Genomic DNA, 25,662 nt, shown 5'->3' on the forward strand with positions numbered 1-25,662 from the left:
GCGACGAGGGTGCGGTGTCTCCCACGCCATACCCTGGGACCATGACTTCTGCCGGTCGGGTGGCCGCATCCAGCGTGCGCAACAGCGCGGCCTGGCCCGTGCTGGTCGGTGTGGCCGTGCTGGCCGGGGCAGTGGCCGCGGGCATCGGCGCGTTGTCACTGGCGGACGCGCTGACCGCCACCGGCCTGCCCGACCCCGGCCCCGTTACCACCTACGGCCTGCCGTTCGTCCGGGCCGCCGGCGAGATCGCCGCCGTCGTCGCAGTAGGGGCCTTCCTGTTCGCGGCGTTCCTGGTGGCACCGCAGACCAACGGGGTGCTGGATGTGGCCGGTTACCGGGCCCTTCGGCTCGGCACGACGGCCTCAGGTGTCTGGACGGTGTGCGCCGCTCTGCTGGTTCCGTTGACGATCTCCGACGTGTCCGGACAGCCGGTGCTCGATCACCTCGACCCGGTCGACGTGTGGTCGGCAGCGAGCCTCGTCGACGTCTCCGTCGCCTGGCGCTGGACGGCGATCTTGGCCGCCGGCGTCACCATCGCCAGCCTGCCGGTGCTGCGGTGGGGGTGGACACCGGTGCTGCTGGCCGGATCCCTGCTCACCCTGATGCCGCTGGTCCTGACCGGGCACTCGTCGTCGGGTGGCGCCCACGACCTGGCCACCAACAGCCTGTTCATCCACCTGGTGGCGGGCGCACTGTGGGCCGGAGGACTGCTGGCGCTCCTGGCCCACGCCATCCGTGTCGGACGCGGGGCCGACGGCTCCGACACCGCGCTGGCCGCGCGACGCTTCTCGGCACTGGCGCTGTGGTGCTTCATCGCCATGGCCATCAGCGGGGTACTCAACGCATTGGTCCGGATCAAGCTGCCCGATCTGGTCCGCACCGACTACGGCTGGCTGCTGATCGGCAAGGCCGTCGCGCTGAGCCTGCTCGGCGTGCTGGGTTGGCGACAGCGCCGGGTCAGCCTGACCGCCCTGGCCACCGACCCCGGCGCGCGCACACCACTGATCCGGTTGGCGCTGACCGAGGCTGCGCTGTTCGGCGTGACGTTCGGCATCGCCGTCGGGCTGGGCCGTACCCCACCGCCGCCGGAGCCGAGGATTCCCAGCGCGACCGAGGTCGCGATCGGATACGACTTCGCCGGGCCGCCGACGCTGGCTCGGGTGTTGTTCGACTGGCGGTTCGACCTGCTGTTCGGGACGGCGGCGATCATCGCTGCCGTGGTGTATCTGGCCGCGGTGTACCGATTGCGCCGGCGCGGTGACGCCTGGCCGGTGGGCCGCACGTTCGCCTGGCTGTTGGGCTGCGCGGCGCTGCTGTTCACCACGTCCTCGGGGCTCGGCCGCTATATGCCGGCGATGTTCAGCATGCACATGATCGCCCACATGTTGCTGTCCATGCTGGTACCCGTCCTCCTGGTGCTGGGCGCCCCGGTCACCCTGGCGTTGCGGGCACTCCCCGCCGTGGGCCGCGGATCTCCACCCGGCCCCCGGGAATGGCTCCTCGCAGCTCTGCATTCTCGGGTGTCGCAGTTTCTGACCCAGCCCATCATCGCGACCGTGCTGTTCGTGGTCGGGTTCTACGGCCTGTACTTCGGCGGCATCTTCGACGCCGCGGTCAGCAACCACGCCGCGCACATCCTGATGAACGTGCACTTCCTGCTGTCGGGCTACCTCTTCTACTGGGTGGTGATCGGTGTGGACCCGACCCCGAGGCCCGTTCCGCAACTGGTCAAGATCGGGATGGTCTTCGCGTCACTTCCGCTGCACGCGTTCTTCGGCGTGGTGATGATGGGCATGCAGACCGTGCTCGGCGAAAGCTTCTACCGGTCACTGCAACTGCCGTGGCATACCGACCTGCTCGGAGACCAGCATCTCGGTGGCGGCATCGCCTGGGCGGCCGGGGAAGTCCCGCTGGTCATCGTGATGATGGCGTTGCTGATCCAGTGGCGGCGCAGCGATCAACGCACCGCCAAGCGGCTCGACCGGGCTGCCGACCGCGATGACGACGCCGATCTGGCGTCCTACAACGCCATGCTCGCCGAGATGGCGCGGCGCGACAACCCGCCGCGCTGACCATCGGTGGTAGTCCGGGCTATCCCCAGCCTGCGTTTCATCCACAGCCGACGGGTGCGTCGGGTCCGCTGCGGGTCTTCTGTCGGGGTGCCGACGGTCAATGGCTGCGTAGGGCGATCGACGCTTCGGCACCGGCCGCCGGAATCGATGAAGCGAAAGGAACCAGAAAATGTTCGAAACCCCGTTCACGATTGTGGGCAACATCATCACCGACCCGGTTCGGCGGAGGTTCGGCGATGACGAGCTGTTCAAATTCCGGATGGCCAGCAACTCGCGCCGGCGCACCGCCGACGGCAACTGGGAGCACGGCAATTCGCTCTATGTGACCGTCAACTGCTGGGGAAATCTGGTCACCGGTGCGAGTGCCTCGCTCACCAAGGGCGACGCCGTGGTGGTGGTCGGGCACATCTACACGAGTGAGTACGACGACAAGGACGGTGTGCGCCGGTCCTCGGTCGAGGTCCGGGCCAGCGCGGTCGGGCCCGACCTGTCCCGCTGCACCGCCAAGATCGCGCCGTTGCCGAGGCCCGCGGCCGGCCCGGCGCCCGAGTCCGGGACCAGCGAGAGGACCGACGACCCGGATGACCTGGAATCCGGGCCGGACGAGGGTGAGCTACCACTGTCGGCCTAGCCGATTTCGGCCACGCCCTAGGATGGTCCCCGAGCATTTCCGTCGATCTGAATCGACTCGCAATCTGCAGAAGGGCACATCACGGCATGGCCGATTTCATCTATACGATGCGCAAGGTCCGTAAGGCGCACGGCGACAAGGTCATCCTTGACGACGTCTTCCTGAATTTCCTTCCAGGAGCCAAGATCGGCGTCGTCGGCCCCAACGGGGCCGGTAAGTCGAGCGTTCTGAAGATCATGGCCGGCATCGACCAGCCCAACAACGGCGACGCCTTCCTCCAACCCGGCGCGACGGTCGGCATCCTGATGCAGGAGCCGGTACTCGACGAGACCAAGACTGTCCGGGAGAACGTCGAGGACGGCGTCGCCGTCAAGGCCAAGCTCAACCGGTACAACGAGGTCGCCGAGCTGATGGCCACCGACTACACCGATGAGCTCATGGAAGAGATGGGCCAGCTCCAGGAGGAGCTGGACGCCGCCGACGCCTGGGATATCGACTCCCAGCTGGAGCAGGCGATGGATGCGCTGCGCTGCCCGCCGCCCGACGAGCCCGTCACTCACCTGTCCGGTGGTGAGAAGCGCCGCGTCGCACTGTGCAAGCTGCTGCTGTCCAAGCCGGACCTGCTGCTGCTCGACGAGCCCACCAACCACCTCGACGCCGAAAGCGTGTTGTGGCTCGAACAGCACCTCGCCGACTACAAGGGTGCGATCCTCGCCGTCACCCACGATCGCTACTTCCTCGACAACGTCGCTGAGTGGATCCTGGAGCTCGACCGTGGCCGCGCCTACCCCTACGAGGGCAACTACTCCACCTACCTGGAGAAGAAGGCCGAGCGCCTCGAGGTGCAGGGCAAGAAGGACCAGAAGCTGCAACGCCGGCTGAAGGACGAACTGGCCTGGGTGCGTTCGGGTGCCAAGGCCCGGCAGGCGAAGAACAAGGCACGTCTGGACCGCTACGAGGAGATGGCGGCCGAGGCGGAGAAGACCCGCAAGCTCGACTTCGAGGAGATCCAGATCCCGGCACCGCCGCGGCTGGGCAACCTCGTTGTCGAGGTGAGTCACCTCGACAAGGGCTTCGATGGCCGCCCGCTGATCAAGGACCTGTCGTTCACCCTGCCGCGCAACGGCATCGTCGGCGTGATCGGCCCCAACGGCGTCGGCAAGACCACGCTGTTCAAGACCATCGTCGGCCTCGAACAGCCCGACAGCGGCGAGGTCAAGGTCGGCGAGACCGTCAAGTTGAGCTACGTCGACCAGAGCCGTGCCGGCATCGACCCGAAGAAGAACGTCTGGGAGGTCGTCTCCGACGGTCTGGACTACATCGAGGTCGGCCAGAACGAGATTCCGTCGCGTGCCTACGTGTCGGCGTTCGGGTTCAAGGGACCGGATCAGCAGAAGCCCGCGGGCGTGCTGTCCGGCGGTGAGCGCAACCGACTCAACCTCGCCCTGACCCTCAAAGAGGGTGGCAACCTGATCCTGCTCGACGAGCCGACCAACGACCTCGACGTCGAGACGCTGTCCTCGCTGGAGAATGCGCTTGAGAAGTTCCCGGGCTGCGCCGTGGTGATCAGCCACGACCGCTGGTTCCTGGACCGCACCTGCACGCACATTCTGGCGTGGGAGGGGGACGACGACAACGAGGCCAAGTGGTTCTGGTTCGAGGGCAACTTCGGCGCCTATGAGGAGAACAAGATTCAGCGTCTCGGTGCCGAGGCCGCGCGTCCACACCGGGTGACCCACCGGAGACTGACCCGCGACTGACCCGTGACAGGTTAAAGGGCGCTGCGGACTCGGTGACGCTACTAATGTCGCACCTACGCACCGATGCCGGTGTGTGGGCGTGAGTCAGGAGTGATCCGTATGACGGCCGAGCCGGGAGCCCTCCCAGGGCAGGGAAGCAGCGAGCAGAACCACCGGCAGTCGTCGGCGGACGAGATCCACCGACTTGCGCTGGCATTCCTGTCCACTTATCGGGCTCCCGCGGCCGACGCACCCGGAATCACCGCCACCGGTCCGCAGACCGGCGGCGTCGCCGAGCGTCTGGTCTCCGATGCTGCAGTGGCTGCTCACTATCAACTGGGCAGCCGCCGGGCCCCCGGGGAGACCAAGGTCGAGGTATATCCGGGCGACGCCGACTCGGGGCCGGCCCTGCAGATCGTGACCGAGCAGGCGGCGATGCTGGTGGACTCGGTGACCGTGCTGCTGCACCGGCACGGCATCGCCTACCCGGCCATCATGAACCCCGTCTTCCGGGTCCGCCGCGACGCCGATGGCGCACTGCTGGACTTCCAACCCGCGGCCGAGGCCACCGGAGGCGACGGCGTCGACGAGTGCTGGATCCTCGTCCCGGTGATCGGGGCGGCCGACAGTTCGGCGCTCACCGAGATGGTCGGGTTGCTGCCCGGCGTCCTCGCCGAGGCCCGCCAGATCGGGCTGGACCACGCGGCGATGGGCGCCGCGCTGCATGCCCTGGCCAACGATGTGGCCACCGATGTCGACGGCCGGTTCCCCAACGCCGACCGCAGGGATGTCGCCGCACTGCTGCGCTGGCTGTCCGACGGCCACTTCGTGCTGCTGGGGTACCAGCAGTGCGCGATCAGCGACGGGCAGGCCTCGGTTGATTCAGCCAGCCGGCTCGGTGTGCTCAAGCTGCGTGAGGATGTGCTTCCGCCGCTGACCGCCGCCGATGATCTGATGGTGCTGGCGCAGGCCACAATGCCGAGCTACGTGCGCTATGGCGCCAATCCGTACATCGTCGTCGTCCGCGAGACCGGCGCCCGAGTCGTCGAGCACCGTTTTGTCGGCCTGTTCACCGTGGCTGCGATGAACGCCAATGTGCTGGATATCCCGTTGATCTCGCGACGCATCGAAGAGGCGCTGGCCATGGCTCGGCGCGACCCCAGTCACCCCGGTCAGCTGCTGCGTGACATCGTCCAAACCATCCCCCGTCCCGAACTGTTCGCGTTGAGCTCCAAGCAGCTGCTGGACATGGCGCTGGCAGTGGTGGACCTCGGGTCGCGGCGCCGCACCCTGCTGTTCCTGCGCGCGGATCAGCTGGCGCACTTCGTGTCCTGCCTGGTGTACCTGCCCCGCGATCGTTACACCACCGCAGTGCGGCTGGAAATGCAGCACATCCTGGTGCGCGAGCTCGGCGGTGAGAGCATCGACTACTCAGCTCGGGTCAGCGAATCTCCTTGGGCAGTAGTCCATTTCATGGTGCGCCTACCCGACGGCGCGATCTCGCACACCGTGGACACCTCCAGCGAGAACGAGAGCCGGATCCAGAACCTGCTGACCGAGGCAACCCGCAACTGGGGTGACCGGATGACCAGCGCCGCGGCGCACACGCCGCTCACCTCGGCGACCGTCGAGCACTACGCCTCGGCCTTTCCCGAAGACTACAAACAAGCCGTCGCCCCGGCGGATGCCATCGCCGATATCGCGATCATCGAAGCCCTGGAAGACAATTCGGTGAAATTGGTGTTCACCGAGGGGGAGGACGACGGGCTTGCCCAGCTCACCTGGTACCTCGGAGGGCAGTCGGCCTCGCTGAGCGAGTTGCTGCCGATGCTGCAGTCCATGGGCGTGGTGGTGCTCGAAGAGCGCCCGTACACCGTGCGCCGCGGCGACGACCTGCCGGTCTGGATCTACCAGTTCAAGGTGGCCCGGCAGCGTGGCATTCCCGAAGAGCCCGACGCGGCTTCGCGTGAGGCCACCGCCCAGCGATTCGCCGATGCGGTGACCGCGATCTGGCACGGCTGGGTCGAGGTGGACCGGTTCAACGAACTGGTGCTGCGCGCAGACCTGACCTGGCAGCAGGTGGTGATTCTGCGTGCCTACGCGAAGTACCTGCGCCAGGCCGGTTTTCCGTACAGTCAGTCGCACATCGAGTCGGTGGTCAACGAGAATCCACACACCACGCGGTCGCTGGTGCAGCTGTTCGAGGCGCTGTTCGACCCGTCCGAGGATACCGGGGGGACCCGCGACGCCCAGGGGGCGGCTGCTGCGGTGGCCGAAGACATCGACGCATTGGTGAGCCTGGACACGGACCGGGTGCTGAGAGCCTTTGCCACCTTGATCCAGGCCACCCTGCGCACCAACTTCTTTGTGCAGCGGCCAGATTCGGCGCGCCAACGCGGTGTGGTGGCGATGAAGCTGAACCCGGGCCTGATCAACGAACTGCCCCTGCCGCGACCCAAGTTCGAGATCTTCGTGTACTCGCCCCGCGTGGAGGGCGTGCACCTGCGGTTCGGTTTCGTGGCGCGCGGCGGGTTGCGCTGGTCGGACCGTCGCGAAGATTTCCGCACCGAGATCCTCGGGCTGGTCAAGGCTCAGGCCGTGAAGAACGCGGTCATCGTGCCGGTCGGCGCCAAGGGCGGGTTCGTGGTCAAGCGGCCACCCGAACTCACCGGCGACGCCGCGGTCGACCGGGAAGCGACGCGCGCCGAAGGCGTTGCGTGCTACCAACTGTTCATCTCCGGACTGCTCGATGTGACCGACAACGTCGACAAGGGAACCGGTGCCGTTGTCACGCCACCGGAGGTGGTGCGCCGCGACGGAGAAGATGCCTATCTGGTGGTCGCGGCCGACAAGGGCACCGCCACGTTCTCCGACATCGCCAACGAGGTCGCCAAGTCCTACGGGTTCTGGCTCGGCGACGCCTTCGCCTCGGGCGGGTCCATCGGGTATGACCACAAGGCCATGGGCATCACTGCCAGAGGCGCCTGGGAATCGGTGAAGCGGCACTTCCGGGAGATGGGGGTGGACACCCAGAGCCAGGACTTCACCGTCGTCGGCGTCGGCGACATGAGCGGCGACGTGTTCGGCAACGGCATGCTGCTGTCGAAACACATCCGGTTGATCGCCGCCTTCGACCACCGGCACATCTTCGTCGACCCCAACCCCGATGCCGCCCGCTCATGGGTGGAGCGCCAACGACTGTTCGAGCTGCCGCGGTCCAGTTGGGAGGACTACGACGCCACCCTGATCAGTGAGGGCGGCGGCGTCTTCAGCCGTCAGCAGAAGTCCATCCCGGTCAGCCCCCAGGCCCGCGCCGCACTCGGTCTCGATGACGACATCGAGGAATTCACGCCGCCCGCCCTGATGAAGGCCATTCTCAAGGCTCCGGTGGACCTGCTGTGGAACGGCGGCATCGGCACCTACGTCAAAGCTGAGACCGAGGGCGACGTCGGCGATCGCGCCAACGACCAGATCCGGGTGAACGGTAACGAGGTGCGGGCCAAGGTGATCGGCGAGGGCGGCAACCTCGGCGTGACGTCGCTGGGGCGCATCGAATTCGATCTGGCCGGCGGGCGGATCAACACCGACGCGCTGGACAACTCCGCCGGTGTCGACTGTTCGGACCATGAGGTCAACATCAAGATCCTGATCGACTCGCTGGTCACTGCGGGTCAGATCGAGCCCGGTCAGCGCACCGAACTGCTGCTGTCGATGACCGACGAGGTCGGGGCCCTGGTATTGACCGACAACAAGCACCAGAACGATCTCATGGGCACCAGCCGGGCCAACGCCGCGAGCATGCTCTCGGTGCATGCCCGGATGATCAAGGAGTTCGTGGCCAACCGAGGGCTCAACCGCGAGCTGGAGGCACTGCCCTCGGAGAAGGAGATCCGGCGCCGGACCGATGCCGGAATCGGTTTGACCTCACCGGAATTGGCCACCCTGATGGCTCACGTCAAACTCAATCTCAAAGATGACGTGCTGGCCAGTGACCTGCCGGATCAGGAGGTGTTCGCGTCCCGGTTGCCGCAGTACTTCCCGGAGAAGCTGCGTGAACAGTTCACCGGTGAGATCCGGTCGCATCAGCTGCGCCGGGAGATCACCACCACCATGCTGGTCAACGATCTCGTCGACACCAGCGGCATCAGCTATGCCTACCGGATCACCGAGGACGTCGGGGTCGGCCCGGTCGACGCGGTGCGCAGCTACGTCGCCACCGACGCCATCTTCGGAATCGGTGAGGAGTGGCGTCGGATTCAGGCCGCCGGCGCCGCCGGGGTGCCGGTCTTCGTCACCGACCGGATGACACTGGATCTGCGCCGGTTGGTCGACCGGGCCGGGCGCTGGCTGCTCAACTACCGTCCGCAGCCGTTGGCCGTCGGTGCCGAGATCAATCGGTTCGCCGCCCAGGTGTCCGCCCTGCGTCCGCAGATGTCGCAATGGCTGCGCGGTGACGACAAGGCGATCGTCGCGAAGGAAGCCGGCGAGTTCGCCGCGCAGGGCGTTCCCGACGATCTGGCCTACGCGGTGGCGACCGGGCTGTACCGGTACAGCCTGCTCGATGTGATCGACATCTCCGACATCGTCGACCGCGACGCCGCCGAGGTGGCCGACACGTACTTCGCCCTGATGGACCGCCTGGGTTCCGACGGGCTGCTCACCGCTGTCTCCCGGCTCAGCCGAGACGATCGGTGGCATTCCCTGGCGCGGTTGGCGATTCGCGACGACATCTACGGTTCACTGCGGGCGTTGTGCTTCGACGTGCTCGCGGTCGGTGAGCCCGACGAGACCGGTGAGGAGAAGATCGCCGAGTGGGAGCTGACCAACAGCTCCCGGGTGACCCGCGCCCGCCGCACGCTGAGCGAGATATACGAAGATGGTGAGCAGGACCTGGCGACGCTGTCTGTGGCGGCGCGGCAGATCCGCAGCATGACACGAACGAGTGGAACGGGAACGACTGCGTGAGCTTTACAACTCCGGTGCACGTGCGCTGGTCCGACATCGACATGTACCAGCACATCAATCACGCCACGATGGTGACGATTCTCGAAGAGGCCCGGATACCGTTTCTGCGTGAGCCGTTCGGCGCCACCATCGAAACCATCGGACTGCTGATCGCCGAGGTCAACATCGCCTACAAGGGGCAGCTGCGGCTCGTGGACTCACCGCTGCAGGTGACCATGTGGTCCAAGCGGGTGCGCGCCGTCGACTTCACCATCGGCTACGAGGTGCGCTCGCTGCACGCTGCTCCGGACTCCAAGCCAGCGGTGATCGGGGAGACCCAACTGGCCGCGGTGCACATCGGTGAGCAGCGTCTGGAACGTCTGACCGCCCAGCAGCGCAGCTATCTGGAGAGCCACCCGCGATGACCGCCGCCGAGCGCGGTCTGTGGATCGACGATCCGCGGGACCGGAAGGATCTCGCGACGTTCCTCGACCGTGCGCTGCGGTTGGACGATGCCGCGGTGGTGCGGCTCCGCGAACGCGGTACCGGCACGACGGTGGCCTGGGTGGCGACCGGGTTGGAGGTGTTGGCCAGCCGGGTGGTGACAGCCCGGGTACGCCCATCGGATCTGTCCGCCGGAGCCGACGCCCTGGTGGCCGGGTTGTCCACTGCGGGAGACGGATACGTCGACCCCGGCTTCCCGATGGACTCGGCCTGGCGCGGTGGTCTGCCCCCCGAGAACGGATTCGTCCACCTCGACGACATCCCCGCGCGGGTGCTGCTCGACCTGGCTCAGCAGGGCAGTGCCCTGGCCCGCGAGCACGGTAGTGCCCACGGGCCACCGACCGCGCTGCTGGATCAAGAGGTCATCACCGTCAGCGCGGGTGACGTGTCTGTCGCAGTGCCCATGCGATGTGTTTTCGCCTTGACCGCCATGGGTTTTCTGCCGCAGACCGGCAACGAGGTGAGTGACGAGGAGATCGTCCGGGTCCGCGTGCACCCGGCGTGGCTGCGCATCGACGCCCGGTTCGGGTCGGTGTACCGCCGCCGCCAAGGTGCCGCCCTGATCCTGGGCTGATTTTCTTCGAGCCCCGGTTGACTCTGCGGCCTGGGCGTACAGGTGCGAGTGCGGTACGTCCTCAGTGCAGAGTCAACGCCGGTTGATCGTCGGGACGAGCCAGACCGCGGTGTCGGCGGGCAGCAGGCCGTCGGTCAGCTCACGACTGCTGAGCAGAACCGAGTTGGACGGTAACGGCACCGGCTCGCTGCCGGTGTTCAGCACGCACACCAGGCCTTCGTCGCGACGCAATGTCAGAAGGTCGCCGGAAGTAGCCAACTCGATGTCACCGGCGAATTCCGCACGGCTGGAGCGCAATTGGATGGCGCGACGATAGAACTCCAGCGTCGATTCCGGGTCGCCGAGCTGGTGCTGCACCGTCAACGATGCCCACTCGGCCGGCATCGGCAGCCAGGTGTCGGCGTTGGAGGAGAACTCGAACGGCGGCGCGTCGCCCGACCACGGGATCGGCACCCGGCACCCGTCACGCCCGCGTTCGGTGTGACCCGAGCGTTCCCACACCGGGTCCTGGAGCACGTCGTCGGGCAGTTCGACGTTGGGCAGCCCGAGTTCCGCACCGTTGTAGACGAACACCGCGCCCGGTAGCGCCAGCATCACCAGGGCCATCGCCCGTGCCCGCGCCAACCCCCGGGCGCCGCCGCCATAGCGGGTGACCTCACGCTCCACATCGTGGTTGGACAGCGTCCAGGTCGGCGTCGCCGCGGCCAGATCGGCAGCGGCCATGGCGTTGTCGATTGCGTCGTGGACCTCGCCGGCGTCGAAATCGGCCTGCACCAAACGGAAATTGAAGCCGAGGTGCAGCTCGTCGGGCCGCAGGTATTTGGCGAAGCGTTCATTGCCGTGCACCCACACCTCGCCGACGGCCACCGCGTCGGGATAGGCATCGAATACGGTGCGGATGAAGCGGTGGATGTCGTGCACGCTTTCGTTGTCGAACCGCGGGTCATCGTCGCTGTTACGTAGCAGCGCGGTGTCGGTGACCGTCATGTCGGGGAGTTCGGCCGGCTTGGCCATGCCGTGTGCGACATCGATGCGGAAGCCGTCGACCCCGCGATCGAGCCAGAACCGCAGCGTGCGCTCCAGATCCTCGAACACCTCGGGGCGGTTCCAGTTCAGGTCGGGCTGGGCGGGGTCGAACAGGTGCAAGTACCACTGGCCCGGTCTGCCGTCGGGCTCGGTGATGCGGGTCCAGGCCGGCCCGCCGAACACCGATACCCAGTTGTTGGGCGGCGTGGCGCCGTGCGGGCCGCGGCCGTCGCGGAAGATGTACCGGTCGCGTCGCCGCGGATCGGCCAGCGCCTCGACGAACCACGGGTGCGCCGAGCTGGTGTGGTTGGGGACCAGGTCCATGGTGACCCGGATGCCGCGGGCGTGCGCGGCATCGAGCAGGCGGTCCAGGGCGTCGATGCCGCCGAACAGCGGGTCGACATCGCGGGGGTCGACGACGTCATACCCGTGGTCGGCCATCGGCGACACCATCACCGGGTTGAGCCACAGGGCGTTGACGCCGAGCGCCGCCAGATAGTCCAGTCCGGCGCTCACTCCGTCGAGGTCACCGACCCCGTCGCCGTTGCTGTCCCGGAAGGAGCGGGGATAGACCTGGTAGAAAACCGCGTCCGCCCACCACCGGCGCATCTCAGAACGCCGAGTTCACCATCGAGTCTGCAGCCATATCGAGGTAGTCCAGCAGCGCACGCCGGTGTGGCTCGTCGAGCGTCGCCGAATCGATCGAGGCCACCGCGGTGTGCATACAGCGCAGCCAGGCGTCACGCTCCAGATAGCCGATCCGGAACGGGACGTGCCGCATGCGCAACCGGGGGTGACCGCGCTGGTCGGAGTACGTCCGCGGCCCGCCCCAGTACTGCTCAAGGAACATCCGCAGCCGCTCCTCGGCACCGTCGATGTCGTCCTCGGGATACAGCGGCAGCAGGATCTCGTCCTCGCGTACGAGTTGGTAGAACCGCGACACGATCGCTGCGAACGTCTCGTGGCCCCCGACTTCGTCGTAGAAAGATCGCTGCACCTGCGTCACGTCACTCATTGTGGTCCATTGTGGCCCCGGCCGACGTCCGGGCCGGTCACGGTGGTCTGGTCACCGCATGTTCATCGGACTGACCTGCGAACACCCGAAGAATTTCCGTGCGTATTGCGGGGATCCGTGGTGGACTGTCTCCTCGGAGGCTCCATGGCGCACAGTAAAAAAGGCCATATACGACGGACCGGCCACATTCCCGGCCCATCGGGATCCCATGTGCCCAATCGCCCGCTCCACAGCGTCGAAGTACTTCCCAGCAGCACGCCCGATGCGTCCCTGTGGGGACGCCGTCGCGTCTTGCTCCTCAACTCCACCTATGAACCGCTGACCGCACTTCCGCTGCGGCGCGCGGTGATCATGGTGATGTGCGGCAAAGCCGACGTCCTGCACGACGACCCGTCGGGACCCGCCATCCACTCGGCCACCCGCACCATCGTGGTGCCCTCGGTGATCCGGTTGCGCACCTTCGTGCGGGTGCCCTACCGGGCCCGTGTCCCGATGACCCGCGCGGCGTTGATGCACCGCGACCGTTTCCGCTGCGCGTACTGCGGCGGGCGGGCCGACACCGTCGACCACGTGATCCCGCGCAGCCGCGGCGGTGAACATTCGTGGGAGAACTGTGTGGCGGCGTGCGGGCCGTGCAACCACCGCAAGGCCGACCGGTTGCTGGCTGAACTGGGCTGGTCACTGCGGTGCGTACCGATACCGCCGAAAGGGCAGCACTGGCGGCTGCTGTCGACGATCAAGGAGCTCGACCCGGCCTGGGTGCGCTATCTCGGTGAGGGCGCGGCATGATGTCGGACTTGCCGGGCACTCTCGGCACGTCGGCGTATCGCGACTGATACGGTTTGCGCGTGAGCACAGCACTTACCCATTCCCTCCTCGGAGGGGTTCCGCTGTTGTTGTTCGTGGTCCTGGCGTTGATCTACCTGCCCCGCAAAGGACCGCACCCGGCTACCTACAAGATGTCCGAGCCGTGGACCCACGAGCCCATCCTGTGGGCTGCCGAGGAGCCGCAGGATCACGGGCACGGTGGGCATCAATCACACGGTGTGACGATCGGAGGCGGCGCAAGTGGCACATGGTGAAGTTTCGACTCTCGCTACATCCGATCTGGACCTGCCCTACGGCTACGCCCTGACCTCCAGCGGCCGGATCTCCGGCGTCACCGAGCCCGGTGAGATGTCGGTGCACTACCCGTTCCCGACGATGGATCTCGTCGTCCTCGATGACGCAATGAAGTACGGGTCGCGGGCGGCCAAGGCCCGGTTCGCGGTCTACATCGGTGACCTGGGCGCGGACACCGCGGCCACGGCACGCGAGATCCTGGCCAAGGTGCCGACCCCCGACAACGCGGTGCTGCTCGCGGTCTCACCCGACCAGCAGGCGATCGAGGTGGTCTACGGCGCCGACGTCAAGGGCCGCGGCATCGAAGAGGCTGCCCCGCTGGGCGTGTCGGCGGCTGCCGCCTCCTTCAAGGAAGGCAACTTGATCGACGGTCTGATCAGCGCCGTGCGCGTGCTGTCGGCCGGCGTTTCTCCCGCCTGATTTTCAGTACCTGACACCGAGCGTGCGTGGTCGTCATCCGACGGCCACGCGCGCTCGCTGCGTTTGTGAGTTGGGCTAACCCACCAGCCCGTTGCGGATCTCCACATAGCGCGTCAAGAATGTCCGCTCGTCGAGCCGCTTGCGCCGCATCCAGATGCTGACCTCGAAGTTGCACTTGCTGGCATTACACGATGCGCATGCCGGCACCACGTTGTCCACGGTGTAGCGCCCGCCGCGCGAGATGGCCATCACGCAGTCCTTCTGGAACGGGCCACCGGTGCCGCCGCAGTACGCGCACCCGCCCCACGCCGCTTTGATGGCCTCCCACTGCTCGTCGGTGAGGTCGTGGACCACGAGGTCCATCCGACGCTTGCGCTTGCGGGAAGCCCGTGCCGCGCGGGTTCGACTGACTGCCATCGGCCAAGCGTATTGGCCCCGCGAGCGGGCGCAGAATGCTGCTCTGACACGGCGTGTCGGGGCGCAGACACGCCCGCTCGCGGGGCAGAAGAAATCAGCTGACGTCGAAGGCGCGGGCACGCAGGGCGCGCTCCACGCCCGCCCGCCCCTCGATCACCAGCCGGCGCAGTGCGGGCGGTACCTCGGGATCGGACAAGAAGGCATCAGCCGCATCGAGCCCGTTGCGGCTGATGTCCCATGACGGGTACAGCCCGATCACCACGGTCTGTGCGACCTCGCTGGACCGCCGCTCCCACACCCCGGAGATGGCGGCGAAGTAGCGCGTCGTGAACGGCGCCAGCAGCTCGGACTGGCCGGGCTGCACGAAACCGCCGACGATCGCGCGGGTGGTGATGTTGGCGATCGTGTCATCCTCGATGACCTGCTCCCACGCCGCGGACTTCACCTCGTCCTGCGGGCGGGCCGCCGACGCCGCCGCGGACTGACGTTTACCGGCCGCGGTCGGGTCGTTCTCGGCCTCGGCGTCGATGAACGGTGTCTCGGCTCCGTCGGCATCGATCTGTCCGGTGCGGGCCAGCGCGGTGACGATCCGCCAGCGCAGATCGGTGTCGATCACCAGGCCGGGCATGTTCACCGCGGCCGGTTCGTTGTCGAGCAGTGTCGACAGCACGGCGACGTGGTTCGGTGCCAGCACCGAGGTGCACAGCGCGTTCACGAAGGCGAGTTGGTGATCAGAACCGGGGGCGGCCTCCCGTGCCCGATCGAGCAGCGCATCGCCGAACGCCGGCCAGCCGGTCTCGGTGGCCCACCCGGGATCGGCGTAGGAACCGAGCGCGGTCTGGGCCTGCATCAGGAGGCGCTGCGCGACGCCGACCTCGGATTCGGCGTGGATGCCGCTCATCACCAGGGCGACGAAGTCGCGGGCCTTCATTTCGGCCTCGCGGGTCATCTCCCAGGCCGCCGACCAGGCCAGGGTCCGGGGGAGTGGATCGGCGATATCGGCGATCCGCGACAGCACGGTCGCCAGCGAGGCCGGGTCCAGCCGCAGCGAGCAGTAGGTCAGGTCGTCGTCGTTGACCAGGATCAGCTTGCCGCGCGAAACACCCACCAGGGCAGAAACATTCGTGACCGGCCCCTCCACGTCGAGCTCCTCGCGGTGTACCCGCACGAGCTTGCCCGAGCCAGCCGGGTCGTCATCGTAAATGCCGACGGCCAGCCGGTGGACACGGGTCTCCCCGGCACCGGGTGCCGCCCCCGACTGCGCGATGGCGAACCGGGTGAACGTACCCGAATCGTCCACGTCGAAATCGGCCCGCAGTGTGTTCAAACCTGTTGTCTTGAGCCACTGTTGGCCCCAGCCGGACAGGTCACGTCCTGACGACTTCTCCAGCGCGCCCAGCAGATCGCCGAAGGTGGCATTGGCGAACGCGTGGTCACGGAAGTAGTCGCGCAGCCCGGAGAGGAATTCTTCGAGCCCGACATAGGCGACCAGCTGCTTGAGTACCGAAGCGCCCTTGGCATAGGTGATGCCGTCGAAGTTGACCTCTACGGCGGCCAGGTCCGGGATGTCAGCGGCGACCGGATGGGTCGAGGGAAGCTGATCCTGCCGGTAGGCCCAGGACTTCTCCACGTTCGCGAAAGTGGTCCACGCCGTGTCGTATTCGGTGGCCTCGGCCTGGCAGAGCACCGACGCGAACGTCGCGAAGGATTCGTTGAGCCACAGGTCATCCCACCACTGCATGGTCACCAGATCGCCGAACCACATGTGTGCCATCTCGTGCAGCACGGTCTCGGCGCGGCGCTCGTAGGAGGCCCGGGTCACCTTGGACCGGAAGACGTAGTCCTCCAGGAATGTCACCGCGCCGGCGTTCTCCATGGCACCCGCATTGAACTCGGGTACGAACAGCTGGTCGTACTTGCCGAAGGCGTACGGCGTGCCGAAATTAGCGTGGTAGAAGCCGAAGCCCTGCTTGGTCTCGGTGAAAAGCCGCTCGGCGTCCATGAATTCGGCCAGCGAGGCCCGGCAGAAGATGCCCAGCGGGATCTCGCCGTGGGTATCGGAATACGAATCCCGCCACACCGCGTACGGTCCGGCGATCAGTGCCGCCAGGTAGGTGCTCATCTTCGGCGTGGTGGCGAAGACATGGACCCCACCTTCGGCGGACGCCGTCGCCCCGTTGGAGATCACCTGCCAGTGCGAGGGCGCGGTGACCTGGACGTCGAAGGTGGCCTTCAGGTCAGGCTGGTCGAAGCAGGCGAACATCCGCTTGGCGTCGGCAGTCTCGAACTGCGAGTACAGGTAGACCTCGTCGTCGACCGGGTCGACGAAACGGTGCAGGCCCTCACCGGTGTTGGAGTACAGGCAGTCGGCATCGACCACCAGGACGTTGTGCGCGGCCAACCCGGACAACGTGATGCCGGTGGATTCGTCGTAGCCGGATACGTCCAGCGCGACGCCGTTGAGCGTGGCGCTGCGGACCGTGTCGGCCGCCAGGTCGATGAAGGTGTCGGCGCCGGCGAGGGCATCGAACGTCACCGTCGTGGTGGACCGGAAGGTGCGGTCGCCGGGGTTGCCGGAGCCGTCGGTGAGGTCGAGGACGACGCGGTAGTTGTCGACGGTGATCAGAGCGGCGCGCTCGACGGCCTGTTCGCGGGTGAGATTGGGAAGTGCCACCCGTCCAACCTAGTGGCTGGACTGTGGCCGGACCCGGCCTACCGGGGGAAGCCGGCGATCCCGGCCAGTCCGTTGAGGGCGTCCAGGTTGTTCAGGATCGACCCGTCGCCGATCGACGACATCATCTGCGGGCAGTACATCTGGATGGCGATGCCGGTGAAGAACGACGCCATCTGGGGCGACATGCCGCCGTCGCCGCGCATCTGGGAGGCCACCGACGCGAAATCCTTACCGGGCTCGACCAGCATCGGACACACCTCCTGGCCCATCTGGACGGCTGCGTCGGGGTTGCCGTAGCCCACCCCGGCGTCGTTCAGGGCGTTCAGGAACGAACTGTCGGTCGTCGGATCGGTCGGTGCCGGGTCGGCCTGCGCGGGAACAGCCAACGCGAGGGCGACGGAAACGACACCCACGGTCGTCAGAAGGGCGCGAGTGGCCATATTCAGCTCCTCAGCTATTACGCAGAACCCGGTAGATCGCTCTGCTCACTTGGGCAACAGTGGTTTACCAGGGTCACAGGAACAACACGTTCCGATAAAAGTTCGCGCACTATGCGTTTCCTGTGCTGCTGCCGTGACTTCACCATGCTTGCCGATATGCCTATCGTGCCAGGCGCCAGAAGAGTTACCCGGAGCGGGAACATCTCGACGCCGGTGCACAGTTGTGCTGAGTGTAGGTGTGCCCTGAACCACATCGAGAGGACGCGTTGATGGCTGACAAGGACGTCGCAGGTTTTTGGTTCGATCCGCTGTGCCCGTGGTGCTGGATCACCTCGCGCTGGATCCTCGAAGTGCAGAAGGTGCGTGACATCGACGTGCAGTTCCACGTCATGAGTCTGGCGGTACTCAACGAGGGCCGGGACCTGTCCGAGAACTATCAAGAACTGATGAAGAAGGCGTGGGGACCCGTCCGTGTCGCCATCGCCGCCGAACAACTCAAGGGGCCCGAAATCCTCGGTCCGCTGTACACCGCGATGGGATTCCGGATTCACAACCTGGACAACAAGGATCTCGACGAGGTGATCGCGCAGTCGCTCGAAGAGGTCGGCCTGCCCGCCGAGTTGGCCGAGGCCGCCGAGACCGACAAATACGACGACGCGCTGCGCAAGAGTCATCATGCCGGGATGGACGCCGTCGGTGAGGATGTCGGCACCCCGACCATCCACGTCAACGGCGTCGCGTTCTTCGGCCCGGTGCTCTCCAAGATTCCGCGCGGCGAAGAGGCCGGCAAGCTGTGGGACGCCTCCGTGACCTTCGCGTCGTACCCGCATTTCTGGGAGCTCAAGCGCTCCCGCACCGAGAGCCCCGAGTTCGACTGAACGGGTAACGCCGCGCGCGAGCATGCCCGGGCGAAATGCGTCGTCTGCGAGAATGGCCGCCATGCGCGTCTACATCGGTGCCGACCACGCCGGATTCGAGTTCAAGAAAACCATCATCGAGCACCTCAAGAAGACCGGCCACGAGCCGATCGACTGCGGTGCCTACAGCTATGACGCCGACGACGACTACCCGGCGTTCTGCATCGACGCGGCGGTCAAGACCGTTGCCGACCCGGGCAGCCTGGGCATCGTGCTCGGCGGCTCGGGCAACGGTGAGCAGATCGCCGCGAACAAGGTGCCCGGCGCCCGCTGTGCCCTGGCCTGGAGCGTCGAGACCGCCAAGCTGGCCCGCGAGCACAACAATGCGCAGCTGATGGGTCTGGGCGGACGCATGCACACCGAGGAGGAGGCGCTGGCCATCGTCGACGCCTTCCTGGCCACCCCCTGGTCAGAAGCCGAACGCCACCAGCGCCGCATCGACATCCTCGCCGCCTACGAGAAGGACCACGTGGCCCCGCCGGTTCCCGGCGCCTGACCGTGCCCGAAGGGCACACCCTGCACCGGCTGGCCCGGCTGCACCAGAAGCGGTTCGGCCGGGCGCCGGTGCTGGTCTCCAGCCCGCAGGGCCGCTTCACCGACGGTGCGGCCGCGGTCAACGGGCGCGTGTTCACCCGGGCCGACGCCTGGGGCAAGCACCTGTTCCACCATTACGACGGCGGCCGGGTGGTGCACATCCATCTCGGCCTGTACGGCACGTTCACCGAAGTGCCTGTCCCGCTGGGGCTTCCGGTCGGCCAGGTGCGGATGCGGATTGTGGGCACCGAGTACGGCACCGACCTTCGCGGCCCGACGGTGTGTGAGGTGATCGCCGAGCCCGATATTGCCGATGTGGTCACGCGTCTCGGTCCCGACCCGCTGCGCAAGGATGCCGACCCCGCGTTGGCCTGGGCGCGAATCAGCAAGTCGCGCAGGTCGATCGGTGCGTTGTTGATGGACCAGTCGGTGATCGCCGGGGTCGGCAACGTATACCGCAGTGAGCTGCTGTTCCGTCATCGCATCGACCCGTACCGGCCGGGCACGCACGTGGGGCAGGACGAATTCAGCGCCATGTGGACCGATCTCGTCGAACTGATGAAGGTCGGGGTCCGCCGCGGCAAGATCGTCGTCATCCGACCAGAACACGATCACGGCGCGCCGGCCTACGGTCCGGGCCGTCCCCGCACCTACGTGTACCGCCGGGCGGGGGAGGCCTGCCGGGTGTGCGGAACCGAGGTGCGCACCGCAGAACTGGAGGCCCGCAACCTGTTCTGGTGCCCCGACTGCCAGGTGTGAGTGCGCGCGGGCGCAGCGGACACGGGACAATCTCCCGGTGGAATTGATCCTCGTCGTCGTCGGAGCCATCCTCGTCACAGCAATCGCGCATCGGCGAGGTCTGGAACCTGCCCTCATCATCGTGGTGATCGGCAGCGTGGTGTCGTTCCTCCCGGGCTTCGAGCCCCCCGAACTGGATTCGCACATTTTGTTGACGGTGGTGTTGCCGCCGCTGCTGTACTCGGCAGCACTGGACTTCTCCTTCCCGACGTTCTTCCGCAACATCCGCCCGATCCTGGGTCTCGGTGTCGGGCTGGTCGTGGTGACGGCTTTCGCCGTGGCGGCGGTGTCATCCTGGTTGGTGCTGGTGCCGCTGACCTTCGGGTTGGCGTTGGTGCTCGGCGCGATCGTCGCACCACCCGACGCCGTCACCGCCGTGGCGGTGGGACGCAAGCTCGGGTTGCCCAAACGCGTGATGGCGATCCTCACCGGCGAGAGCCTGATCAACGACGCCGCGGCGCTGACGCTGTTCTCCATCGCGGTGGCACAGGTGGCGGGCAGCCACACCTTCATCGAGAACCCGTTCCTGCTCTTCGGCTACAGCGCCATCATCGGGCCGTTGGTCGGGGCGCTGCTGGGCTATGTGACGTTGTGGATTCGCAAGCACCTGGACAATCCGGGACTGGAGACCGTGCAGGGGCTGGTGGTGCCGTTCGCGGCGTTCATCACCGCCGAGGAACTGCACGCATCCGGTGTGTTGGCCGTGGTGGTCGCCGGCTTCATCGTCGGCAACGGTGCGATGGGCGCCGGGTATCAGACGCGGCTGCAGGAGCGGTACGTCTGGAACTCGCTGGACGTGTTGCTCGAGGCCTTCGTGTTCGCCTACATCGGTCTGCACCTGCGCTTCGTCCTGGAAGATCTCAATGAAGCCCACGAGTCTCTTGCCGTGGTCGGGGTGGCTTCGGTGATCGTGTTGGTGATCGTGTTGGTGATCCGGCCGGTGTCGGTGTTCCTGATGTTCGGCCGCAACAAGCTGTCCCGGCACGTGGAGAACAAGTTCAGCGCGCCGGCTTCCGACGCTACCCGCGGCCTGTTCGGCCGGGTCAGGCGAAAGCCCAAGGCGCACTGGCGCACCCTGAATGACCGCCGGTCGCTGAGCTGGCAGGAGAACGTCGTCGTGTCCTGGACCGGAATGCGCGGAGTGGTGACGTTGGCCGCGGCTGCCGCGATCCCGGCCACCACCGCCAGTGGCGAACCATTCCCGGAACGCGCCACCATCCAGGCGATCGCGTTCGTGGTGAGCGTGGGCACCCTGCTGATCCAGGGTTGGACACTGCCCCTGCTGATCCGCCGGTTGAACCTGTCCCGGTTCTCCGACGACCACGCCGCCGACCGGGAGGAGGAGCTCAAGGCCGAGCGCGTGGTGCACGATGCGGCCGACGGGGTGCTCGAGGCGTTCGAGGCGGATCCACCCGAAGGCCTGGACCGGGATGTGGTGAGCGAGATCCGCGCGGTGATCGCCCGGCATTCGCAGGACGCCGACGAGATGCCCGACCCCGAAGCGCTGACGAAACGAGCGGCGGTGTTCACCGGTCTCTATCGCGAGGTGCTGTCGGCACAACGTGGCGCGCTCATCGCCGAGCGCGATGAAGGACGCATCGAGGATGAGGCGGTGCGCGCCATGCTGGAGCGTCTGGACCTGCAGGAGGCCGGTGTGTCGGCGCGCCTGGAGAGTCGCCTCTAACAGCGCGCTCGGCGGAGGATCAGAAGCCCCCGAAATCTCCGCCGAAGCCGCCGAAGCCGCCGCCGTCGAAACCGCCGCCATCCCAGCCGCTGGCATCGGTGCCGCCCCAGTCACCGCCGCCGGTGTCGCCACCGTCGAAGCCACCGGCGTCCTGGCCCGCGGCGAGGCCGTCGGAATAGCCGTCACCGTAACCGCTTTCGAAACCCTGTGCGCCGTAGCCGACCCCGTGCATACCCGAGAACATCGCGTCGAACAGCAGCACCGAGCCCAGCCCCCAGGCGCCGGCCACCAGCGCCGGCTTCCACCACGGCTCGGAGTACCAGCCGGCCGGCACCGGGCGTCCGGCCACCCGGCCGCCGGGGTAGTAGTTCGGGGTGCGCTGCGAGGGGGACGGGGAGGCCTCGATCTCACGGCCCTCGAAGTTGATCCGGCGGTCCTCGGTGACCTCGCCGGCCGCACGCTGCCCGGTCAACGACTCCAACTCCGGACCCGGATCCATGCCCATCGCGGTGCGGGCGGCGCGCACGTAGTAGAGCCCCTCGATGGCGCTCTCCTTGGCCAGCGCGGCCTGCTTGGCGGTGGTGGCCTGATCGATCTGGGAGGACGCCGCGGTGTAGCGCTCGGAGGCGTCGGCCAGCGCCTGCTTCGACGCATCGTCGGAGCCGGTCAGGTTGAGCACCTGCCCGCCGAGCCGCTCGATCAGCCGGCGCGCGTCAGCCTTGGCGTCGGCCAGAGACTCCGCGGAACGGCGGCCGTTCGCCTGCGTCGAGCTGTAGACAGCGAACGCAATCGCGGCGATGACCAGGACGATGAGTACCAGCAAAACGCTGTTCATGGCGTCCAGCGTACCGACGGGAAACGGTACTTCCGGGTTCTCGAAGGCAACTCAGATTACGCCGAGAGCGGAGTAAACCTCGTGGGACAGTGCGACCGTACGAGGGTCGGCATTGCACTTGGTGGCGTCGAAATAGTTCATCACGTACGCGTAGCCGATCCGGTGCTCCAGGTCGACGAAGGCGAACGAGCCCCCGGACCCGCCGTGCCCGAAGATGCCGGTGTTGGGCCCGGCCACCCCGCGCTGGTTGAGCATGTAACCCAGACCCCAGCCGTGATCGGCGACCCGCGCGCCCAGCACCACGTCGGTGGCGAAACCGCCCTGGGAGATCCGGCAGCGCTCCATGTGTTCGCGGGTCAGCAACTTCTCCTGGGCCAGCGCGTTGTAGAAGGTGGCCATGCCTAGCGCGGAGACGTGCGCGTTGGTGCTCGGGAACTCTGCCGCACGCCAGGCGTCCAGGGCCCGCACGCCCAACTCGTCGTCGGGCACGAAGTCCATCGACACCGCCCAGCCGGCCATCGGATGGTCGTCGAGGGAGGCCGGCGGTTGATTGACGTGGTTGTCGGCCAACAGGCTGCGCACCGACGGCTTGTTCACCATCTCCGCGCACCGGTGATGGTGCCAGGTGGGCAGGCCGATGTGGATGTCGGCGCCCAGCGGTTCGGCGATCTCGGTGCGCAGGTACTGACCGAGCGTGCGGCCCGTGACCCGGCGCACCACCTCGCCGAGGATGAAGCCGAACGTCACCACGTGGTAACCCTGCGCGCTGCCCGGCGGCCACCATGGCGTGGCGGCGGCGATCCGCGCGCACACCGCGTCCCAGTCGGCTACCTGCTGCCAGTCCATCGGTTCGCGCGGGCCGATCACGCCCGAGCGGTGGCCCAGCACCATGGCGATGGTGATGTTCTGCTTTCCGGCCTGACCGAACTCGGGCCAATAGCGGGCCACCGGCGCATCGAGGTCGATCTCGCCGCGGTCGGCCAACAGGTGGATGCAGGTGCTCAACAACCCCTTGGACCCGGAATACACGCTGGCCAGGGTGTCCTGCTGCCATGGCCGGGAGCCTGCCGCGTCGGCCGATCCACCCCACAGGTTGACCACCAGATCGCCCTCGACCCAGACCGCGACAGCGGCGCCGACCTCGTTGTGGTGGGCGAAGTTGTCCGCGAAAGCGTCACGCACCCGGGCGAATTCGGACGTGCAGAAGCCGTCGATCGTATCGATCGGCTGACTTCTCAACGGTCCTCCAGCGGTGGCAACGGACGTGGCCTTTGGGTCGGCCTGATGCCGAGACACGTCACTGCCCGATGCTAGGGGCGGCCCGCTGACTGAATCGATGGGCGCGGTCGGATCGTTACGCGGTTGGCGTCGGGTCTGCGCCGATTCGACGCCGGATCGAGACCGGTGACGGGCTCAGCGGCTCAACGACTCTGCTTTGCAGTTGAGGTACGGAAAGCCGTCCGTGGGGCTCCAGGTGTCGTTCTGGACCGGAATTCCCCGCCGATTTCCACCTCTGGGTCGTGGATCGCGTCGGATCGCGACCCTCAGGTGGAAATCGGAGAGCCAGCGAGCAACAGCGCCTCGGCCTGGATGGTGCGACGCTCGAAAATCTGACTCAGTCACCGAGATCTAATCAGGTCGCAATCGGGGATGAGGCCCAGGCGCTGGCGATTCGGTCAGGTGCGCAGCCGAGTACCCCCATATTTGTATTGACCGGCAGCGGCGCGAATTCCGGCTCGGCGATATGTCTCCGGGGAATGCGAGCGACTCCGCCGATCGCGGGGAGGATCGGCGGAGTCGACGGGCTTTTTGACTCAGTGACCGACGGGCGTGCCGCGCCGTCCCGAAAGTCCGGTGTAGACCGCGATCAACACGATCGCGACCACGACGCCCACCACGAACGGGATGATCTGGAACCCGCCGTTCGCGTTGCTGTACCCGAAGGCGGACGTGAGCCAGGAGCCGAGCAGGGCTCCGGCGATCCCGAGCACAACGGTCATGAGTGTGCTCAAGTTCTGCTTACCGGGCATGACGAGTCGCGCGAGGACTCCGATAATCGCGCCGACGACGATTGCACTGACAATTGCACCGATCATCTCGTTGCCTTTCGTTCAAGCCGACTTTCTTGTGGTCGGTGTGATGTAGCCCACTGTCCTCCGATTCTCGGCTCATGGCTCGCGCCGAGATGATCTCGGTATGCAGCCGCGGCCTACTCGTGGGTTATCCAGCCACTTGCCGGGCTAGAAACGGCATGTAGATCGCTGTGACCCGGGATAATCGGCTTTGTGTCCGTCGTTCTCTGGGTGATTGCCGCGGTGTTAGCCGTCGGCACCGTCGCCGGTGGGTTGTTGCGGCTTCGTGCGTGGCTCGCCAAGCCGGTGCCGCCCGAGGTGATCGAGGCGGCACACCGTGATGACGGCAAGGACGCGTAGCGCGATGAAAACGATGCTCGTCGGAGCGCTGGCGGCAAGCGTTCTGTCCATCGGGTCGCCGGTCGCTCATGCGGATCGGACTGAGCCACCGCCGCTGTATGGGCACTACAACTTGTTCATCGACTTCTCGAAGCAGACGTTCAACGGAATGCCGACGTCGATGAACCCGATTACGGTGCCTGTCGAATTCACCACCTCATGCGATGCGAGCGAATGCGTCGCGCGCATGGACAATGCGGACGACCACGCCCGCAATCCAGGTGCCCCGATGGTCTACGAGTACCGCTGGAACAACGACCGCTGGGAGACAAGCGGCGAGTATCCCTATTTCTGCGACCGCAAAAATCCCGGCAGCGCCGTGCAGGCCGAGCGCTCGGATTACTGGATCCCGAACCCGGACGGCAGCTTCTTCGGGGAGCGCACCCTGGTGATCGGGGGAGTCGGATGCCCAGGTGAGGGACCGGGCACCCACTGGCTGCCGATCTCGCTGACACCCGTCGATTCAGCGCCTGGGCCGGGGCAGTGATCGGGGCCCGACAAACAAAAAACCGCCCCGTCAGGGCGGTCCTTGTGGAGCGGGCGACGGGAATCGAACCCGCGTAGCTAGTTTGGAAGACTAGGGCTCTACCATTGAGCTACGCCCGCATGTGCAGCATCAGCACTGTACCGGTGTGCCCCCGACCAAAGCCAATTGAATGCTCCGTGCCGTGAGCACGTAGTATCTCGCGTGGTCCGTTTGTGGGTTTTGCCGCGGCGGATCGACCACCACGGGGTGTAGCGCAGCTTGGTAGCGCATCCGCTTTGGGAGCGGAAGGCCGCAGGTTCAAATCCTGTCACCCCGACTCTCACCCGCCAGTACGACAGAACTATCTAGGAGCAGGAAG

23 protein-coding genes and 2 tRNA genes are annotated in these 25,662 nt (G+C 66.7%); 16 read left to right on the top strand and 9 right to left on the bottom strand.

The genetic code is table 11. The features are described 5' to 3' along the window. The first annotated feature begins 41 nt into the window (after nt 1-41). From G6N44_RS27010 to G6N44_RS27035, 6 genes are all read left to right on the top strand, one after another. On the top strand, nt 42-2,072 hold the full coding sequence (locus G6N44_RS27010; RefSeq protein WP_163669353.1) for a bifunctional copper resistance protein CopD/cytochrome c oxidase assembly protein: 2,031 nt from the start codon (nt 42-44) through the stop codon (nt 2,070-2,072). Between the two features lie 169 nt (nt 2,073-2,241). Continuing rightward, nucleotides 2,242-2,703, top strand: a complete 462-nt coding sequence (locus tag G6N44_RS27015; protein WP_163669355.1) for a single-stranded DNA-binding protein — start codon at nt 2,242-2,244, stop codon at nt 2,701-2,703. A gap of 86 nt (nt 2,704-2,789) precedes the next feature. Next, the gene (gene ettA / locus G6N44_RS27020) at nt 2,790-4,463 is read left to right on the top strand and encodes an energy-dependent translational throttle protein EttA (RefSeq protein ID WP_163669356.1); all 1,674 of its coding nucleotides are present in this window, start codon (nt 2,790-2,792) and stop codon (nt 4,461-4,463) included. A gap of 99 nt (nt 4,464-4,562) precedes the next feature. Further along, complete coding sequence (locus G6N44_RS27025; RefSeq protein WP_235682894.1) at nt 4,563-9,407, top strand: NAD-glutamate dehydrogenase; 4,845 nt, start codon at nt 4,563-4,565, stop codon at nt 9,405-9,407. A gap of 41 nt (nt 9,408-9,448) precedes the next feature. Further along, complete coding sequence (locus G6N44_RS27030; protein ID WP_407666183.1) at nt 9,449-9,811, top strand: acyl-CoA thioesterase; 363 nt, start codon at nt 9,449-9,451, stop codon at nt 9,809-9,811. Further along, the gene (locus tag G6N44_RS27035) at nt 9,808-10,464 is read left to right on the top strand and encodes a DUF8010 domain-containing protein (RefSeq protein WP_163669360.1); all 657 of its coding nucleotides are present in this window, start codon (nt 9,808-9,810) and stop codon (nt 10,462-10,464) included. Before G6N44_RS27030 ends, G6N44_RS27035 begins: the two co-directional genes overlap by 4 nt. Before the next feature lie 72 nt (nt 10,465-10,536). Here G6N44_RS27035 and G6N44_RS27040 read toward each other — a convergent pair whose 3' ends face one another. Together G6N44_RS27040 and G6N44_RS27045 are read right to left on the bottom strand one after the other, a co-directional pair. Beyond that, nucleotides 10,537-12,099 carry a glycoside hydrolase family 13 protein gene (locus G6N44_RS27040; RefSeq protein ID WP_163669362.1) on the bottom strand — a complete coding sequence of 521 codons (1,563 nt, stop codon included), beginning with the start codon at nt 12,097-12,099 and terminating at the stop codon, nt 10,537-10,539. Nucleotide 12,100: 1 nt separating this feature from the next. After that, nucleotides 12,101-12,505 (bottom strand): globin, encoded by a 405-nt coding sequence (locus G6N44_RS27045; RefSeq protein WP_163669364.1) that lies wholly within the window; start codon nt 12,503-12,505, stop codon nt 12,101-12,103. Nucleotides 12,506-12,649: 144 nt separating this feature from the next. Here G6N44_RS27045 and G6N44_RS27050 point away from each other — a divergent pair, with 144 nt between their 5' ends. From G6N44_RS27050 to G6N44_RS27060, 3 genes are read left to right on the top strand one after another with little or no spacing between them, the layout of a single operon-like run. Next, nucleotides 12,650-13,294 carry an HNH endonuclease gene (locus G6N44_RS27050; protein ID WP_163669366.1) on the top strand — a complete coding sequence of 215 codons (645 nt, stop codon included), beginning with the start codon at nt 12,650-12,652 and terminating at the stop codon, nt 13,292-13,294. 59 nt (nt 13,295-13,353) lie between these two features. Then, the gene (gene ctaJ, locus G6N44_RS27055) at nt 13,354-13,587 is read left to right on the top strand and encodes an aa3-type cytochrome oxidase subunit CtaJ (RefSeq protein WP_163669368.1); all 234 of its coding nucleotides are present in this window, start codon (nt 13,354-13,356) and stop codon (nt 13,585-13,587) included. Beyond that, nucleotides 13,574-14,047 (top strand): DUF5130 domain-containing protein, encoded by a 474-nt coding sequence (locus G6N44_RS27060; RefSeq protein WP_163669370.1) that lies wholly within the window; start codon nt 13,574-13,576, stop codon nt 14,045-14,047. Before ctaJ ends, G6N44_RS27060 begins: the two co-directional genes overlap by 14 nt. 75 nt (nt 14,048-14,122) lie before the next feature. Here G6N44_RS27060 and G6N44_RS27065 read toward each other — a convergent pair whose 3' ends face one another. The 3 genes from G6N44_RS27065 to G6N44_RS27075 form a co-directional block, all read right to left on the bottom strand. After that, nucleotides 14,123-14,464 carry an HNH endonuclease gene (locus G6N44_RS27065; RefSeq protein WP_163669372.1) on the bottom strand — a complete coding sequence of 114 codons (342 nt, stop codon included), beginning with the start codon at nt 14,462-14,464 and terminating at the stop codon, nt 14,123-14,125. A 94-nt stretch (nt 14,465-14,558) separates the two neighbouring features. Beyond that, complete coding sequence (pepN, locus tag G6N44_RS27070; protein WP_163669373.1) at nt 14,559-17,138, bottom strand: aminopeptidase N; 2,580 nt, start codon at nt 17,136-17,138, stop codon at nt 14,559-14,561. A 38-nt stretch (nt 17,139-17,176) separates the two neighbouring features. After that, a complete protein-coding gene (locus G6N44_RS27075; RefSeq protein WP_163669376.1) occupies nt 17,177-17,578 on the bottom strand; it encodes a DUF732 domain-containing protein in 402 nt (133 codons plus the stop codon). Nucleotides 17,579-17,847: 269 nt separating this feature from the next. Between G6N44_RS27075 and G6N44_RS27080 the strand changes: the two genes are divergently transcribed. From G6N44_RS27080 to G6N44_RS27095, 4 genes are all read left to right on the top strand, one after another. Further along, a complete protein-coding gene (locus G6N44_RS27080) occupies nt 17,848-18,456 on the top strand; it encodes a mycothiol-dependent nitroreductase Rv2466c family protein (protein ID WP_163669378.1) in 609 nt (202 codons plus the stop codon). Nucleotides 18,457-18,517: 61 nt separating this feature from the next. Continuing rightward, nucleotides 18,518-18,991 carry a ribose-5-phosphate isomerase gene (locus tag G6N44_RS27085; protein ID WP_179964453.1) on the top strand — a complete coding sequence of 158 codons (474 nt, stop codon included), beginning with the start codon at nt 18,518-18,520 and terminating at the stop codon, nt 18,989-18,991. Nucleotides 18,992-18,993: 2 nt separating this feature from the next. Further along, the gene (locus G6N44_RS27090; RefSeq protein ID WP_163669382.1) at nt 18,994-19,788 is read left to right on the top strand and encodes an Fpg/Nei family DNA glycosylase; all 795 of its coding nucleotides are present in this window, start codon (nt 18,994-18,996) and stop codon (nt 19,786-19,788) included. Nucleotides 19,789-19,825: 37 nt separating this feature from the next. Then, complete coding sequence (locus tag G6N44_RS27095; RefSeq protein WP_163669385.1) at nt 19,826-21,511, top strand: cation:proton antiporter; 1,686 nt, start codon at nt 19,826-19,828, stop codon at nt 21,509-21,511. Nucleotides 21,512-21,530: 19 nt separating this feature from the next. Here the strand turns inward: G6N44_RS27095 and G6N44_RS27100 are convergent, their stop codons facing one another. From G6N44_RS27100 to G6N44_RS27110, 3 genes are all read right to left on the bottom strand, one after another. Then, nucleotides 21,531-22,346 carry a DUF1542 domain-containing protein gene (locus G6N44_RS27100; protein WP_163669387.1) on the bottom strand — a complete coding sequence of 272 codons (816 nt, stop codon included), beginning with the start codon at nt 22,344-22,346 and terminating at the stop codon, nt 21,531-21,533. Between the two features lie 51 nt (nt 22,347-22,397). Further along, nucleotides 22,398-23,585 carry a serine hydrolase domain-containing protein gene (locus G6N44_RS27105; protein WP_163669389.1) on the bottom strand — a complete coding sequence of 396 codons (1,188 nt, stop codon included), beginning with the start codon at nt 23,583-23,585 and terminating at the stop codon, nt 22,398-22,400. A gap of 575 nt (nt 23,586-24,160) precedes the next feature. Beyond that, nucleotides 24,161-24,442, bottom strand: a complete 282-nt coding sequence (locus G6N44_RS27110; RefSeq protein ID WP_163669391.1) for a GlsB/YeaQ/YmgE family stress response membrane protein — start codon at nt 24,440-24,442, stop codon at nt 24,161-24,163. A 189-nt stretch (nt 24,443-24,631) separates the two neighbouring features. Here G6N44_RS27110 and G6N44_RS29135 point away from each other — a divergent pair, with 189 nt between their 5' ends. Together G6N44_RS29135 and G6N44_RS27115 are read left to right on the top strand one after the other, a co-directional pair. Then, nucleotides 24,632-24,778: a hypothetical protein gene (locus G6N44_RS29135; RefSeq protein WP_170309432.1), complete on the top strand. Its 147-nt coding sequence runs from the start codon at nt 24,632-24,634 to the stop codon at nt 24,776-24,778. A gap of 13 nt (nt 24,779-24,791) precedes the next feature. Continuing rightward, nucleotides 24,792-25,304 carry an MBOE_33420 family protein gene (locus tag G6N44_RS27115; RefSeq protein ID WP_456152508.1) on the top strand — a complete coding sequence of 171 codons (513 nt, stop codon included), beginning with the start codon at nt 24,792-24,794 and terminating at the stop codon, nt 25,302-25,304. Nucleotides 25,305-25,349: 45 nt separating this feature from the next. On the opposite strand, the gene G6N44_RS27120 is transcribed toward G6N44_RS27115, so the two are convergent. Next, nucleotides 25,350-25,423 (bottom strand) — tRNA-Gly (locus G6N44_RS27120). 123 nt (nt 25,424-25,546) lie between these two features. On the opposite strand from G6N44_RS27120, the gene G6N44_RS27125 reads away from it, so the two are divergent. Next, nucleotides 25,547-25,620: transfer RNA gene (locus G6N44_RS27125), tRNA-Pro, on the top strand. Nucleotides 25,621-25,662: the final 42 nt, after the last annotated feature.

Source organism: Mycolicibacterium alvei (genome assembly GCF_010727325.1).
Classification (GTDB): Bacteria; Actinomycetota; Actinomycetes; order Mycobacteriales; family Mycobacteriaceae; genus Mycobacterium; species Mycobacterium alvei.

Coding starts and splice junctions, on each gene's coding strand:
- G6N44_RS27100 (WP_163669387.1), bottom strand. CDS start 22,346: ATGAACAGCGTTTTGCTGGTACTCATCGTCCTGGTCATCGCCGCGATT.
- G6N44_RS27080 (WP_163669378.1), top strand. CDS start 17,848: ATGGCTGACAAGGACGTCGCAGGTTTTTGGTTCGATCCGCTGTGCCCG.
- G6N44_RS27030 (WP_407666183.1), top strand. CDS start 9,449: ATGTACCAGCACATCAATCACGCCACGATGGTGACGATTCTCGAAGAG.
- G6N44_RS27025 (WP_235682894.1), top strand. CDS start 4,563: ATGACGGCCGAGCCGGGAGCCCTCCCAGGGCAGGGAAGCAGCGAGCAG.
- G6N44_RS27065 (WP_163669372.1), bottom strand. CDS start 14,464: ATGGCAGTCAGTCGAACCCGCGCGGCACGGGCTTCCCGCAAGCGCAAG.
- G6N44_RS27010 (WP_163669353.1), top strand. CDS start 42: ATGACTTCTGCCGGTCGGGTGGCCGCATCCAGCGTGCGCAACAGCGCG.
- G6N44_RS27015 (WP_163669355.1), top strand. CDS start 2,242: ATGTTCGAAACCCCGTTCACGATTGTGGGCAACATCATCACCGACCCG.
- G6N44_RS27115 (WP_456152508.1), top strand. CDS start 24,792: ATGCTCGTCGGAGCGCTGGCGGCAAGCGTTCTGTCCATCGGGTCGCCG.
- G6N44_RS27040 (WP_163669362.1), bottom strand. CDS start 12,099: ATGCGCCGGTGGTGGGCGGACGCGGTTTTCTACCAGGTCTATCCCCGC.
- G6N44_RS27050 (WP_163669366.1), top strand. CDS start 12,650: ATGGCGCACAGTAAAAAAGGCCATATACGACGGACCGGCCACATTCCC.
- ettA (WP_163669356.1), top strand. CDS start 2,790: ATGGCCGATTTCATCTATACGATGCGCAAGGTCCGTAAGGCGCACGGC.
- G6N44_RS27045 (WP_163669364.1), bottom strand. CDS start 12,505: ATGAGTGACGTGACGCAGGTGCAGCGATCTTTCTACGACGAAGTCGGG.
- G6N44_RS27035 (WP_163669360.1), top strand. CDS start 9,808: ATGACCGCCGCCGAGCGCGGTCTGTGGATCGACGATCCGCGGGACCGG.
- G6N44_RS27075 (WP_163669376.1), bottom strand. CDS start 17,578: ATGGCCACTCGCGCCCTTCTGACGACCGTGGGTGTCGTTTCCGTCGCC.
- G6N44_RS27085 (WP_179964453.1), top strand. CDS start 18,518: ATGCGCGTCTACATCGGTGCCGACCACGCCGGATTCGAGTTCAAGAAA.
- G6N44_RS27110 (WP_163669391.1), bottom strand. CDS start 24,442: ATGATCGGTGCAATTGTCAGTGCAATCGTCGTCGGCGCGATTATCGGA.